General features: G+C 40.7%; 11 protein-coding genes. 7 read left to right on the top strand and 4 right to left on the bottom strand.

Features of this window, described 5'->3' with window-relative positions:
• Positions 1-281: 281 nt before the first annotated feature.
• The 3 genes from E2R51_RS06465 to E2R51_RS06455 are packed head-to-tail and all read left to right on the top strand — an operon-like array spanning position 282 to position 4,097.
• Complete coding sequence (locus tag E2R51_RS06465; RefSeq protein WP_133376176.1) at positions 282-1,805, top strand: phytoene desaturase family protein; 1,524 nt, start codon at positions 282-284, stop codon at positions 1,803-1,805.
• The gene (locus E2R51_RS06460; RefSeq protein ID WP_133376175.1) at positions 1,802-3,283 is read left to right on the top strand and encodes a phytoene desaturase family protein; all 1,482 of its coding nucleotides are present in this window, start codon (positions 1,802-1,804) and stop codon (positions 3,281-3,283) included. Before E2R51_RS06465 ends, E2R51_RS06460 begins: the two co-directional genes overlap by 4 nt.
• The gene (locus E2R51_RS06455) at positions 3,261-4,097 is read left to right on the top strand and encodes a phytoene/squalene synthase family protein (RefSeq protein ID WP_133376174.1); all 837 of its coding nucleotides are present in this window, start codon (positions 3,261-3,263) and stop codon (positions 4,095-4,097) included. The genes E2R51_RS06460 and E2R51_RS06455 overlap by 23 nt, the downstream gene beginning before the upstream one ends.
• A 111-nt stretch (positions 4,098-4,208) precedes the next feature.
• Here E2R51_RS06455 and E2R51_RS06450 read toward each other — a convergent pair whose 3' ends face one another.
• From E2R51_RS06450 to E2R51_RS06435, 4 genes are all read right to left on the bottom strand, one after another.
• Complete coding sequence (locus E2R51_RS06450; protein ID WP_133376173.1) at positions 4,209-5,588, bottom strand: ammonium transporter; 1,380 nt, start codon at positions 5,586-5,588, stop codon at positions 4,209-4,211.
• A 22-nt stretch (positions 5,589-5,610) separates the two neighbouring features.
• Entirely contained in the window at positions 5,611-5,952 is a 342-nt protein-coding gene (locus E2R51_RS06445) for a P-II family nitrogen regulator (protein WP_133376172.1), read from the bottom strand.
• A gap of 157 nt (positions 5,953-6,109) precedes the next feature.
• On the bottom strand, positions 6,110-7,465 hold the full coding sequence (locus tag E2R51_RS06440) for an MATE family efflux transporter (RefSeq protein WP_133376171.1): 1,356 nt from the start codon (positions 7,463-7,465) through the stop codon (positions 6,110-6,112).
• 72 nt (positions 7,466-7,537) lie between these two features.
• Positions 7,538-9,298, bottom strand: coding sequence for a glycoside hydrolase family 13 protein (locus E2R51_RS06435; RefSeq protein WP_133376170.1), 1,761 nt, complete (start codon positions 9,296-9,298; stop codon positions 7,538-7,540).
• Positions 9,299-9,686: 388 nt separating this feature from the next.
• On the opposite strand from E2R51_RS06435, the gene E2R51_RS06430 reads away from it, so the two are divergent.
• The 4 genes from E2R51_RS06430 to E2R51_RS06415 all read left to right on the top strand — a co-directional run bounded on the left by E2R51_RS06430 (position 9,687) and on the right by E2R51_RS06415 (position 14,877).
• Complete coding sequence (locus tag E2R51_RS06430; RefSeq protein ID WP_133376362.1) at positions 9,687-10,958, top strand: sugar ABC transporter substrate-binding protein; 1,272 nt, start codon at positions 9,687-9,689, stop codon at positions 10,956-10,958.
• 103 nt (positions 10,959-11,061) lie between these two features.
• Entirely contained in the window at positions 11,062-12,372 is a 1,311-nt protein-coding gene (locus E2R51_RS06425) for a carbohydrate ABC transporter permease (RefSeq protein ID WP_133376169.1), read from the top strand.
• A complete protein-coding gene (locus tag E2R51_RS06420) occupies positions 12,372-13,214 on the top strand; it encodes a sugar ABC transporter permease (RefSeq protein ID WP_133376168.1) in 843 nt (280 codons plus the stop codon). Before E2R51_RS06425 ends, E2R51_RS06420 begins: the two co-directional genes overlap by 1 nt.
• A gap of 115 nt (positions 13,215-13,329) precedes the next feature.
• On the top strand, positions 13,330-14,877 hold the full coding sequence (locus E2R51_RS06415) for an alpha-amylase family glycosyl hydrolase (RefSeq protein WP_133376167.1): 1,548 nt from the start codon (positions 13,330-13,332) through the stop codon (positions 14,875-14,877).
• Positions 14,878-14,914 lie beyond the last annotated feature (37 nt).

The raw sequence follows: 14,914 nt of genomic DNA, 5'->3' as shown, positions 1-14,914 counted from the left end.
TGGGAATGTGTCTCAATCTCTTTTAACCGGTTCACTGCGCTCCAGGCGGGCGCTTTCAACATGCACGGCACTGACTGAGCCCTCCCGTGTGCGCTAAACGCCTTCAAGCGGAATTAACTATCAAAACCATAAAATAAAACGTGATGTTCCAAGTGCAGCATTGGAAATTGTATTCATACCGACACATGTGTATAATTAAACTAAATACCTACTTGTATAGGTTCTGTATAATGTATGTACAGACTTGTTCATTCATGAATGTGTGGAATGGAGGCGTAAAAATGCCTGGAAAAATTGCAATTATTGGTGCAGGTCCTGGTGGCCTTGCGGCTGCGATGCTGCTTGCCAGCAAAGGATATAAAGTTGATGTGTATGAAAAACAGCCTTTTGTTGGCGGGAGAAACAGTTCATTTCAATTAGATGGCTACACTTTCGATGTGGGGCCTACATTCATGAGTATGCCGGAGATTGCAGAAGAAATCTTCCTGGAAGCAGGACGGAATTTGCATGATTATCTTGATTTAAAAGAACTGCCTATGATGTATGAACTTGTATTCCCATCTAAAAATGTAAAAATGTATCGCGATCCTTCAAGAATGAAGGAGGAAATTGAGCGGCATTTTCCAGGGGATAGTAAAGGCTACGATGCCTTTATGAAAGACACCAGAGTTAAAATGGATCATTTACGTCCTATTTTGCAAAATAAAATGGATCATTACTATGAATACCTCAGCTTTAAAATTCTCAAGGCCCTGCCCCAGCTTTCACTGGGCAAGAGCTTATATGATGTATTAAGCCAATACTTCAATCATGAAGAGCTTAAACTTGGATTTACCTTTCAGGCAAAATATCTGGGAATGTCGCCTTGGGAATGTCCAGGAGCTTTTTCAATTCTTTCATTTATGGAGCACGAATATGGGATTTTTCACCCAATCGGCGGTGTTAACCAATTGTCCAAAGCGATGGCACAGGCAGTGGAGGAACTTGGGGGCAGTATTCATTTAGGCAACGGTGTGAAGAAGCTTCTGATTGAAAAAAATAAAAAAGTAAAAGGTATTTTGTTAGAGGATGGAAAGGAAATTCATTGTGATGAGGTGGTCATTAACGGAGATTTCTCACATGTGATGACGAACCTTGTAGATGAAGGTGTTTTAACAAAATACAGTCCTAAAAAACTGGCAAAAAAGAAATACTCCTGTTCAACATTTATGATATATCTGGGTGTAAATAAAACATTTGATCTTCCTCATCATACGATTTCGTTTGCTGATGATTATAAAAAGAATGTTGAAGAGATTACAAAATCGAAAATACTTTCAGATGATCCCTCCATTTATATTCAAAATGCATCTGTCACGGACCCTACACTTGCACCGGCTGGTAAATCAGCTTTATATATTTTAGCGCCTGTTCCTAATAATATAAGTAAGATTGATTGGGAAAAGCATGAACAAACATTTCGTAATCTAGTATTAGACTCAGTTGAAGAAAAAACAGGTTTTAAAGATATTCGTAAACATATTGAGGCGGAAAGAATCATTAGTCCAATAAATTGGGAGAATGATTTTAATATATTTGAAGGAGCGACATTTAGTTTAGGACATCACTTAACTCAAATGATGGCTCTGCGACCTCATAATAAGTTTGAAGAGCTGGAGAATACATGGCTGGTTGGAGGCGGTACGCATCCTGGAAGCGGATTGCCAACCATACTAGAATCAGCAAGAATTACAACTACTATGCTGATGGACGAGACTCCTCTCGCATCCAATAAAACACCAGCATCGTCGGCAAATGCGCTATGAAAAAAATTGTTGTAGCCGGTGGAGGAGTGGGGGGCATGATGTCTGCCCTGCTGCTCTCCAATAAAGGTTTCGATGTTACATTATTTGAAAAAGAATCAGAACTGGGTGGAAGGCTGGCCTTTACCGAACATCAAGGGTATAAAGTGGATAAGGGGCCGACCATTGTATTGCTGCCTGAAATGCTGCAGCAATTAATGGAAGAAGCGGGAATCGGTCCAGAAGAATACGAGCTTATCCGCTGCGATCCGCTGTATGATATCCATTTTTCAAATGGTCAAACCTATACAAAATTTGCTAATATAAAAGAGCAATTGATGGAAATTGATCGGGTTTTTCCGGAGGATCATCAAAACTTCATCCGGTTCATGGATGATATGAATATACGTTTTAATGAAGGGAAACCCCGATTTTTAGAACAGCCATTCTTAAATAGATGGGAAGCCATTCATCCGAATACATTAAATGCACTTCGAAAGCTGAAAGCATTCCGATCAGTGAAAAAACAATTGGACTTCTATTTTGAAAACGAAAACATGAAAACTGCATATGCCCTGCAGACTCTTTATATAGGTGGAAATCCTTTTACCACGCCTGCTATCTACAGTCTGGTATCATTCAGTGAGCATCAGCATGGGATCTACTATGTTAAGGGTGGTTATGCAAGTTTAGTAAAAGTGTTTGAAAAAGCACTGAAAGAAAAAGGAGTCAACGTATTTAAAAATACACCGGTTCAGGCTATCGGCATGACTGATAACAGGATTGCTTCGGTCACAGCGGGTGAAGAGAATATTGAGGTAGATGCAGTAGTGCTTAACGGTGATTTTCCTTTAGCGGAGTCATTAATTAAAAAGCCTGCACGCACATATCAGCCCTCATCGGGTTGCCTGCTGCTCTACATGGGTATAGATGGAATCTATGAAGATAAAAAAGTCCACCAATTTTTTATGGGTGATGATTTCCATCTTAATATGAAACAGCTGTTTAAGGATAAAACCATACCAACTGATCCGTCTTATTATGTATTTCACCCATCAAAGATTGATGACAGTCTGGCTCCGGAGGGAAAGGGAGTATTATATGTTCTCATTCCTGTCCCTTCAGGAGACCACATTGACTGGGATAAAGAAAAAGAATACCTTGCTGAAAAAGTCTTAAGTTCCATGGAGCAAAGGGGATTCACTAATTTAAAAACACGTACAGAATGGATGCAAATCAGAACACCAAAAGAAGCGATGATTGAAGGGCTGTTTTCAGGCGGAAGCTTTGGCATTTCGCCATCACTGTTTCAGTCGGGGCCATTTCGCCCTCAGTATCAGCCGCATACGGAAATCGACAATTTGTATGCAGTAGGAGCATCCATACACCCTGGGGGAGGGATCCCCATTGTAATGCAGGGGGCGAAGTTGCTGGCAGATGGAATAGAAGGGAAGTATCTTACAAGGGATGTGATTAGAAATGAATCGATTAAAAGCTTTTGAAGAGTGTGAGTCGATTATAAAGCTTCATTCCAAAACGTTTCATCGTGCTTTTTCGTTGCTGCCTAAAAATCAGCGAAACGCTGTATGGGCGATTTATGCATTTTGCCGGACGGTAGATGATATCGTGGATGAAAGCGATCATCCCGAAGAAGACCTTCTGGAATTTGAAGAGGAGTTCAAGCTTTTTCTGTCTGGAGATATAGATAGCAACAGCCCACAGTGGGTAGCATTGCACGATGTTTTTTGCAGCTATGAAATGAATACACAGGCATTCATTGACATGATAAAGGGGCAGAGGATGGATATTGAGGATAGACGGTACGAATCCCTTGAAGATGTCCTTGATTATTCCTATCACGTTGCCAGTACCGTTGGGCTTATGCTGCTTCCTGTGCTTGCTCCTAAAAATCAAACACAGTTAATGGATGGGGCAGTTCAATTAGGATATGCCATGCAATTAACGAATATCCTCCGGGATATAGGTGAGGACTTTGAAAGAGGCAGGGTATATATTCCGAAAGAGCTGATGGACAAGCATGGATATACATATGAAATGCTTGCAAACCACGATAACGGACCGGCATTCCAGTTAATTTGGGAGGAGATGGCGGTTTTAGCCGAAATGTACTATGAACGTGCCTTGGCAACGATCAATCTCTATCCTCTGTACAGTCGGCCTCCGGTTAAAGGGGCGGCAGTTTTGTACCGTGCCATATTAGATGAAATCAGGAAAAATAATTACAATGTATTCACTGCTAAAAACTACGTTTCTTCTAAGAAAAAAGAAAAGATTCTATCCTCTCATTTTAATTAAAAAATTCAATTACAATGACAAACCAAAAAAGGCAAATGACTCTGATTTTGTTCAGAGTCATTTGCCTTTTTGTTTTAAAATAGTATACATCGAGCATCTAAGCCCGCATGGTTAAACGGTTTTCCTTTGCTTTGGTTTTTCTATCGTGCTGCCTAACTGGTTTAGCCTTTCAACAAGGTCGCCAGGTGCGTTTTTGGTTTGAGATGAACTTGATGATGCTAATGACTCTTTAAATTCATATGCGTTAGATCCATGTTCAGCGTAGTCAAGTCCAACCAGTTCTTCTTCTCTTGACACCCGGATGCCGCCTGCAGCTTTTAAAATAAATACACTTGCTCCTGCTGTGACAGCCGTCCAGATAATAACAGCACCAATTCCAATTGCCTGCACCCCTAATAGTCCAAGTCCGCCGCCATAAACTGCTCCATTTGCTGTGTCAAATAAGCCTACAGCAAGCGTGCCCCAGATACCGCAAATGCCGTGAACGGCAATTGCACCAACCGGATCATCTACGCGTAAGACTGCGTCAATAACGCGGATGCCTTCAACCAGGATGACCCCTGCAATAAGACCAATTACAATTGCTCCGATGAATGAAACGTTGGCAGTACCTGCAGTAATCCCTACGAGTCCGCCAAGTGCGCCATTCAATGTGATGGAAGGATCAATTTTCTTAAATCGAATTCTTGAATAAAGAGCGGATGAAATAACACCGCCGGAAGCCGATAAAAGCGTAGTGGAAATCACAATCGGAACTAATGTTGGATCAGCTGCCAGGGAGCTTCCTCCATTAAATCCAAACCAGCCGAACCAAAGGATAAAGACTCCAAGTGAACCGATGGGGATATTATGTCCCGGTATGGCATTAACACCTTTGCCGTCATATTTTCCAATTCGGGATCCTAAGAACAGCACGGTAACAAATGCGCCAACTGCACCGGTTAAATGAACAACGGTTGATCCAGCAAAGTCGACAAAGCCTAGTTCGGAAATCCATCCGCCGCCCCAAATCCAATGACCCACAATCGGGTAGATAGCGCCAGTCATGACCATTGTAAGAAGCAGGTAGCTGCTAAGCTTCATGCGTTCAGCAACCGCCCCTGAAATGATGGTGGCACAGGTTGCAGCAAATACTGCCTGAAATACAAAGAATCCAATATCCTCGACTCCTGATAAAGCAAAGCCGCTCGTGCCGAAAAAGCCATTTGAATTACCGAACATAAGACCGTAGCCAATAAGGAAATATAAAATGGAGCCGAGTGAGATTGTAAGTACATTTTTCATAATAATATTTAATGAGTTCTTTGCCCGGGTAAAGCCCGCCTCTACCATTGTGAATCCAGCGTGCATAAAAAATACAAGAATCGTTGCAATCATGACCCACATTGTATCAACAGACAACTGAACACTTTCTGCCGTAACAGGGGCTGCTAATGCACTGGTTGATAATAAACTGCTTGCAAGTATAATAGACCCAATTTTTTTCTTCATTGTTGCACCTCCGTAATGTTGTCTATAAAACGGCTTCTTTTCCCCGTTCACCGCTGCGAATTCGGATAACTTCTTCAATCTGTGAGATAAATATTTTTCCGTCTCCGACTTGACCTGTGGCACAAGCTTCAAGGATGGCTTCAACAATTTCATCCACCTTGTTTTCCTCAGTAATCATTTCTACTTTAATGCGGGAAACCAAGGGTAATTCATAGCTGGTGCCTCTGAAATTTCCCCTTTTCCCTTTTTGGTTGCCGCATCCTGCAGCTTCAAAGACTGTCAGACCGCTGATTCCGATATGAACTAATGATTGGCGAAGCTCTTGAAAAACTTCAGGACGTACGATTGCTTCAATCTTTTTCATTCTAACAACTCCTCATGTTAGGTTTTATGACATCAACTTATGTTACTAATAATATTCAGAAAATTAATAAAATGCAACCCTTTTTCGTAAAAAAATAAAATAAATGTTAGAAAACCTCACATAAAAAGGATTTGTCCGAAGACAAATCCTTTTTTGTTTATGATTCAGTGGGTTTTTCATTTTGAATAAAATGTGAACGAACCCATACTTTTGAACGCCATCTTTTAAGCATTAAAATACCTCTGAGCCATTCATCCAATATAAAAGCGATCCATACGCCAATAAGGCCAAGACCAAAAACAATTCCGAGCAGGTAGGAGAGGAAGGCGGCAACGCCCCACATGGAAACAATTCCTACATAAACAGGAAACCGTACATCCCCTGCAGAACGAAGAGCGCTGATAACGACTAAGTTAAAGCTTCTTCCCGGTTCTAAAAGTATGGTTAGCAAAATCAGGACTGAGCCAACAGCCATAATATCAGCATTTTCGGTGAAAATGCCAAACAATTGGTCAGATAACAGGTAGAAGATGACTGCAATAAAAAAGGAAGTGAAAACCGCCAGCTTTAAACTTCTGATGCAACGCTTATAAGCTGCTTCATATTGACCTGCTCCCACCATACGACTAATCAAAATCTGCGTGCCCTGGCTGATGGCTACTGAAAATAAGAAAATGAACATCATGATATTTTGAGTATACACTTTGGTGGTGATGGCCTCCGTGCCTATGATGGCAATAAATGCGGTAATGACGATTTGGGAAGCGTTATAAGATAATTGCTCTCCGGCTGAAGGTATACCAATTTTTAATAAATTTTTCAGATGTTCGGAAGGAATGGAGAAGAGCTCTTTAAACGGAAGTTTATTGGGTATACGATTGATTAATATAATTAAGATAACGACGAGGCCGATAAATCTGCTGGCGACAGTGGAGTAGGCGACACCTTCAACACCCAAAACAGGAAAACCATACGGACCAAAAATAAATAAATAGTTCCCTGCAACATTAAGGATATTCATTCCCAATGTTACATACATTGCGTCTTTTGAATAGCCGTAGCTCCGAAGGATTGTACCTGCTGTCATAATTAATGCTTGTATAAACGATAAGCCTCCTACAATTTTCAAATAGAAGCTCGCTTCCCCAATAAGTTCCGAAGGAATATCCATCAGCGCTAAAATCTGTTCGTCCAAAATGAAAATTGCGACACTGAGAAGAATGCCAAATACAAGGTTTGCTGCGAGTGAAATGACAGATATTTCAGCTGCTTTCCTTTCAAGGCCAGCTCCTAAAAATTGAGCTACTAAGATGGAAGTGCCTGTTGCTACAAATCCAAACATGACAATGATTAAAAATAAAATTTGATTGGAGACACCAACAGCTGCAACGCTGTTATCAGAATACTGGCTTAGCATTAACGTATCGGCGTTGCCCATCAGCATGTGAAGAGATATTTCAATGAAAATGGGCCATGTTAAAGCGAATAGAGTGAGTTTTGCGGGTTTTTTCATGTTGTTCCTCCTTGCAAAACATATAGCTAAGGGACTGACTAATTACCTTAAATGTCAGTCCCTTTTAAATAGTTATTGGTGGTGTAATTTAATGATCTTGGTCTCCATCGGCTGCAGTGTAAATTTACCATGTTTCCAGTCGATGGTATTGCCAGAAAGTAAATCAATGGCATCCTGTTGTTTATAATTGATTGGGAGCTTAACATGGTCCTTCTTATCACTTACATTTAATAAAACCAGAATGGTATTGTTATCATCTGAACGTGTATAACCAATGCTTTGCTCGCTTAAATCAGAAGGAAGGAAAATTAAATTCCCCTCATTGGCCAGTAGCGGTTCATTTTTCCGGAGCTGTATGAGCCTCTGAACATGGTCGCGAAGCATTCTGTCCTGTTTTGTTTCATCCCACTCCATGCACTTGCGGCAGCCCGGATCCTGATCTCCGGTAAGTCCGATTTCATCTCCGTAATAAATACATGGCGTTCCGTAAAAGGTTAACAAAATAGAAAAAATTTGCTTTAACCGGACTGGATCCTCCTGACATTCTGTCAAAATCCGGGGGGTATCATGGCTCCCTATCAGATTAAACGTCACCTGATTGATGTTCTCCGGATACATATGCTGTACCCTTGTCATATTTTCCACAAATTCTTTAACCGTTAAATCCCGGCGTGCAAATAACCGGTGGATATTATTGCTGAGAGGGTAGTTCATCACGGCATCAAACTGATCACCTTTTAGCCATGGGATTGAATCATGCCAAATTTCTCCCAGTATATAAAGGTCTGGATTGATTGATTTTACTTCGGATCGGAATTCCCGCCAAAAAGCCTGATCTACTTCATTGGCAACATCAAGTCTCCAGCCGTCTATATTAAACTCCCTGGCCCAATATCGGCCGGTTTCCAATAAATAATTTTTTACTTCAGGATTTTCAGTATTAAATTTCGGCATCGTATGAGTAAAACCAAAAGTGTCATAATTTGGATCAGGCGAAATTTGCACGGGGAAATCCCATAGATGAAACCAATCTTTATACCGTGATGCTTCCCCTTTTTCCAAGACATCCTGGAAGGGAGGGAAGTAATAGCCGCTGTGATTAAACACTGCATCGAGCATAACCCGGATTCCTCTTTTTTGACATTCTCCGATCAGTTCCTTTAGCTTTTTCTTGTCGCCAAATTGTTCATCGATTTCAAAATAGTCAATTGTGTCATATTTATGGTTGGAGGAAGCCTTGAAAATTGGGGTGAAATAAATGCCTGAAATTCCTAAGTCCTGTAAATAATCGAGATGGTCCAAAACCCCCTGCAGGTCTCCGCCAAAAAAACTATCTACTTTAGGATCTTCACTGCCCCAGGGTTTCGTACCCTTAGGATCGAGTGATTGGTCGCCATTGGCGAAACGTTCGGGGAAAATTTGATACCATACCGTATTTTTGACCCACTCTGGAGCACGGAAAATATCTGCTTTATTTATGTAGGGAAAACAAAAATATTCTCCGATGTCTTCAGGAGGTGAATGATGAAACCCTTTTTCTCCATAGAAAACGCTTTCTTTCTTATTATATAGAGAGAATCCATAACGCAATCGTTTGTACTCCGGCTCCACATTGGCAGTCCAGTAGTCAAACAATTGATCGCTTCCGCTTTTTGTCATAGAAATAGAGGTAAAGTTCCATGAGCCCTCGCTCCAATCGTATGGATCTCCAATCAGCAGGTCGACTCCTTGTACGTCCTGTTTTTTTGTTTTTAAACGGATATGCAGTTCTTTTTCATTTAATGCATACGCATCGACGCGGTCCGCTCTGTGTGATACGGCTTCTTTAAACATATGTTCCAGCTCCTTCTCAAAAAATCCAAAATGAAATCGCTATTCTGACTGTTTATAAGATTATTCGATAGACTTTAGTCTGTCAACGCAATACTAAGAGTGAAAAATCTAAATACCAATATGAAAACAGAGGCAGGCATAAGGAAGGATAGGCAGCATACAATATTTAATAAAATAGGTATTAAAGCGATTTCATTATATTTAGAAATTAAAAAATAACTGTTGTAATCTTCTAAAAAGTGATTATAATAAAAGTAGGTTGTGCAATCGTTTTCATTAAAAATGAAAGCGGTTTAATGTTGATGGCAAGAGCCCTTAACATTTTTTTAAAAAATAATGTGCAAACGTTTGTACAAACCACGGAAAAAACCTTTAGGAGGGGTCAATGTTGAAAAAGTATTTTGCAATATTTGCTATGATTCTGCTTTTAGTAGGAATTTTAGCTGCTTGTGCACCAGAGCGTGAAGAATCAGGCGGAACTAATGATGGGGAAGGTTCCGGCGGAACAACTGAAGAAGAAAAACCAGATGTATTAAAAGTTTGGGTAAATGATGATGAAACACAAAAAGCGGCTACACAGAAAATTTTTGATAAATATACTGAAGAAACAGGCATCGAAATTGACGTTACGCCAATGAACATGCTTGATGCAGTACAAGCACTTGATCTTGATGGACCTGCAGGGAACGGACCGGATTTGTTTTTCCAGCCGCATGATCGAATTGGCGATCTAATAAACCGCGGACTTGCTGCACCAGTTGACCTGGGTGAAGCGGAAGGCGATTATTCTGAAACAGCTGTTGAAGCGGTAACGTTTGATGGCGAAACATATGGAGCGCCGCTCGTTGTTGAAACATATGGCGTATTCTACAACAAAGAGCTTGTGGACGAAGCACCTGCAACACTTGAAGAACTGACTGCAATTGCTGAAGAACAAACGGATGAAGCAGCGGGAACTTATGGGTTCTTAACAGAAGCCGCTAACTTCTACTTCGCTTATCCGTTCTTCGGTTCATATGGGGCATATGTATTTGGCAATGAAAACGGATCGTATGACACTGCTGATATTGGGCTGAATAATGAAGGCGCAGTTGAAGGAGGTAAAATGGTTCAATCCTGGTTTGAAGAGGGGTATATTCCGGTGGAAATTGACCCGGATATTATGAACGGCCTTTTTACCGATGGAAAAGTTGCAACTGTTATCACAGGTCCGTGGAGTATTCCTTCATATAAAGAAGCCCTGGGCGACAACCTGGGAGCTGCAGTATTGCCAGAGATAAATGGTGAAAATGCAACTTCTTTTGTAGGTGTTAAATCCTGGATGGTTTCTGAGTACTCTGAGTATAAAGAAGCTGCTACAGACCTGGCGTTATTTATTACAAATGAAGAAAATTCAACTTTGTATTATGAAGAAGCTGGTGAACTTCCTGCAAACCAGGCAGCTCTTGAAAGTGAAGCGGTAACCGGCAACGAACTTATCGCTCCATTTGCAGAACAAATTCAATTCGGTACACCAATGCCATCAACTCCTGAAATGCAGCAGGTATGGGAGCCGATCAACAACGCGCTTCTATTCATAGCACAAGGGCAGGATGTAAAAGAGGTGCTGGATGAAGCAGTTCAAACAATAGAAGATAATATTGCCATTTCGCAAGAATAACTGAATTCATAAACGCCAGTGGATAGAAGGGTTTCATCCTTCTATCCACTGCATTTATAAAGAAGAATTTTTTTCTTCCAACCTCTCGCTAGGAGGCGATGATATGTCAACTGTAAATCCAGCAGCGAAAAAAAACCACAACCCCAAATTAGCTGTTATTCTCTCCATATTGCTTGCAGGCTTAGGGCAGTTATACAACCGCAGATACATAAAAGGCTCGCTTTTTATCCTTTTGGAAGTTTCTTTCATTTTGACTTTGGGTGAGTTTTTAAACTATGGAATCTGGGGAATCATGACTCTTGGAACACTGCAGGGTGTAGACCATTCTATTATTCTATTAATTTATGGTTTTATATCAATTATTTTAATTGCATTTGCTATCGTTCTATATGTAGCCAACGTAAAAGATGCTAAAAGAGATGCCTTGCGACTTCAAAGAGGTGAAAAAACACCAGGCTTTAGAGAAGCTGTAAAAAATGTCTGGGATGTCGGTTTCCCATACTTTTTCGTCACACCAGGACTCATTATGCTTGCCTTTATCGTCATTCTTCCTTTGATGTTTACGGTGGGACTTGCGTTTACAGATTACAGTCAAAGTAATCAGCCTCCCAGAAATCTATTGAACTGGGTAGGATTTGATAACTTTGCTCGTCTGTTTTTTCAAACAGGAGGTGCTGGAAATAATATCTGGCAGGACACCTTTATCAGTGTTTTCACATGGACAATTGTTTGGACATTGGTTGCAACTACACTGCAAATTGCGCTGGGTCTTTTCTTAGCCTTAATCGTAAATGATCCAAGAATTAAATTTAAGCGTTTAATTCGCACAATATTAATTTTGCCCTGGGCAGTACCGGCGTTCGTTACAATTTTAGTGTTTGCTGCGATGTTTAACGATCGTTTTGGTGCCATAAATACGGATATACTGGCAATTTTCAATCTTTCAATTCCCTGGCTGCAGGATCCTTTCTACACGAGAATTGCCTTAATTATGATACAGACATGGCTGGGCTTTCCCTTTGTATTTGCTCTGTTTACCGGGATTTTGCAAAGTATATCAAAAGACTGGTATGAGGCAGCGGATGTTGATGGAGCGAGCCGCATGCAAAAGTTCAGAAGCATCACCCTTCCTCATGTGCTGTATGCAACAGCACCGCTTCTTATTATGCAGTATGCTGGAAACTTTAATAACTTTAATATTATTTATCTATTCAACGAAGGCGGGCCGGCTGTCAGGGGACAAAATGCAGGCGGTACAGACATATTAATTTCCTGGGTCTATGATCTTACTTTTGAATTAAATCAATACAGTATGGCCGCTGCTATTACCATCATTCTTGGTTTAATCGTAACCGGGTTTGCTGTCTTCCAGTTCAGAAGAACGCGTGCCTTTAAAGAGGAGGGGAATATTTAATGAGCCGTAAAGCGAAATCCCATTTAGAGGTTGCGTTAATTTATGTATTTTTAATTTTTATGGCAATTGTTATTGGTTATCCGCTGTTATGGACAGTGGGGATGTCATTAAACCCGGGAACAAGCCTATATTCAGCACAGTTGATTCCTGAAAACTGGTCTCTTGTGCATTACAAATGGCTGTTTACAGATCCTTCAAGTGATTATCTGTTGTGGTATAAAAACAGTGTGATTGTAGCAGTCGCAAACGCGTTTTTCTCAGTCGTATTAACATCATTTGTAGCGTATGCATTTTCACGGTACCGTTTTGTCGGCCGCAGGTATGGATTGTATGCATTCCTGCTATTACAAATGTTTCCGGCAATTATGGCAATGGTCGCTATTTATGTCATGCTAAATATGGTTGGACTGCTGGATTCACTAATTGGACTTACTTTAATCTATATTGGCGGGCAAATTCCGTTTAATGCTTGGCTAGTAAAAGGGTATTTTGATACAATACCTAAGGAGCTTGATGAAGCTGCACGTATTGACGGGGCAGGACATTTGGGCGTATTTTTCAGAATAATGCTTCCGCTTGCGAAACCAATTCTTGGTGTAGTTGCATTATTTAACTTTATGGCCCCATTTGTTGATTTTCTACTGCCGCGTATTATTTTACGTAACCCTGAAAATTTCACATTAGCTTTGGGACTTTTCAACTTCATCAGCAATCAGTTCGATAATAACTTCACCCGCTTTGCAGCTGGTTCAATCCTGATCGCTGTGCCAATTGCAATTGTTTATCTGCTATCCCAGCGTTTCCTTATCTCTGGACTTACTGCCGGGGGAACCAAAGGATAAAACGACAAACATTCTCAGGTACTAAAGGGACTAATCAGCAGGGAAGTTAAGTTACGAATGAAACTATACGTTTCCAGAGGATCAGCCCTTAGGAGCAAAAGGAGGAGGGACAGGGATGAGAAGAGTTAACGGAGCTCTTTTTCTCATCACTATCCTCCTTTTTAATAGCGTTATTACTGAAACTACTTACGCTGTTAAAAAGGAAGAGAGAAAATGGCAAGATGAATCAATTTATTTTTTAATGGTAGACCGCTTTTCAAATGGAGACACTTCGAATGATACTTCAGTCAACACCAAAGATCCACTGGCATACCATGGTGGGGATTTTAAGGGGATTCAAAACCGTCTTGATCATATAGAAGACATGGGATTTACGGCCATATGGCTGACACCTGTTTTCCAGAATGAGGATGGCGGCTACCACGGCTATTGGATCGAAGACTTCTACAAAACAGATGAGCATTTTGGCACAATTGAGGAATTCAAACAGCTGGTTGATGCGGCTCATGATCGCGGTATAAAGGTGATTTTAGATTTTGTTGTTAATCATACAGGACCCAATCACCCTTTTGTTAGTGATCCGGAAAAAGAAGACTGGTATCACGAAGAAAGTGAGATTACCGACAGTAATAATGCAGACCAGCTGGAAAACGGCTGGATTTATGGTCTTCCTGATCTAAATACAGAAAATCCGGAAGTACGTGAATACTTAATTGAGGCTGCAAAATGGTGGGTTGAAGAAACGGATATAGACGGATACCGGCTGGATACGGTAAAGCATGTACCAGTGGATTTTTGGGAAGAATTTGCACAGGAAGTAAAATCGGTGAAAGAGGATTTTTACTTGCTTGGTGAAGTCTATGATACGGATGTACGTAAAATGGCTGAGTATGCTGACACGGGGATTGACGGGTTTGTCGATTTTCCTTTAGCTGAACAAATGAGGGAATCTTTTCAGGATGTAGATCAAAATACTTCCCGTCTGTTTAACTACTGGGACTATAATCAGGAGTACTTTAAAGATCCTTATTTAATGGGAACCTTTATTGATAACCATGACATGACGAGATTCACACGTCTTTCCGCGGAAAACAATATGTTTCCTGGTACGCGCTGGGAGCTGGCAACGGCATTTATGTTTACAGTGCCAGGAGTCCCGATCATGTACTATGGATCAGAAATTGCGCTTGATGGCGGGGAAGATCCTGATAACCGCCGATTAATGGATTTTAATGTTGATGAAGAATTAAAAGATTATATTAGTGATATCGGCCGTTTAAGACAGGAACTTCCGGCACTAACCCGGGGATCACTTGAGGTTTTGCATAATGAAAATGGAATGCTTGTTTACAAACGGGAGTACCAGGATGAAGTGATTGTGATGGCAATCAATAACACCAGCAAAACACAAACCATTACAGTGTCTGATGAACAGCTTCGTGAAAATGAGGAGCTGCGTGGATTATTAAATGGTGATCTGGTTCGGGAAAATAACGGTGACTACGTCATTGTATTAGACAGGGAAGTAGCGGAAATTTATGCGCTCACTGATAAAACCGGTATTAATTATTGGTTTTTGGCAGCTATTGCGGCAGTATGGATTTTCTTTATAAGTATTTTCATTTATTTTGCAAAACGCAAACGCAAGACCGAAGCTGAGTAAATCAGGGAAGCTGGTGCAATAACAAGTGTACCAGCTT

The sequence above is a fragment of the Jeotgalibacillus sp. S-D1 genome, assembly GCF_004358665.1.
In the GTDB taxonomy this organism is placed as follows: Bacteria; Bacillota; Bacilli; order Bacillales; family Jeotgalibacillaceae; genus Jeotgalibacillus.
Note: the sequence above shows the minus strand (reverse complement) of the source record. Positions and strands in the feature narration are given on the sequence as shown.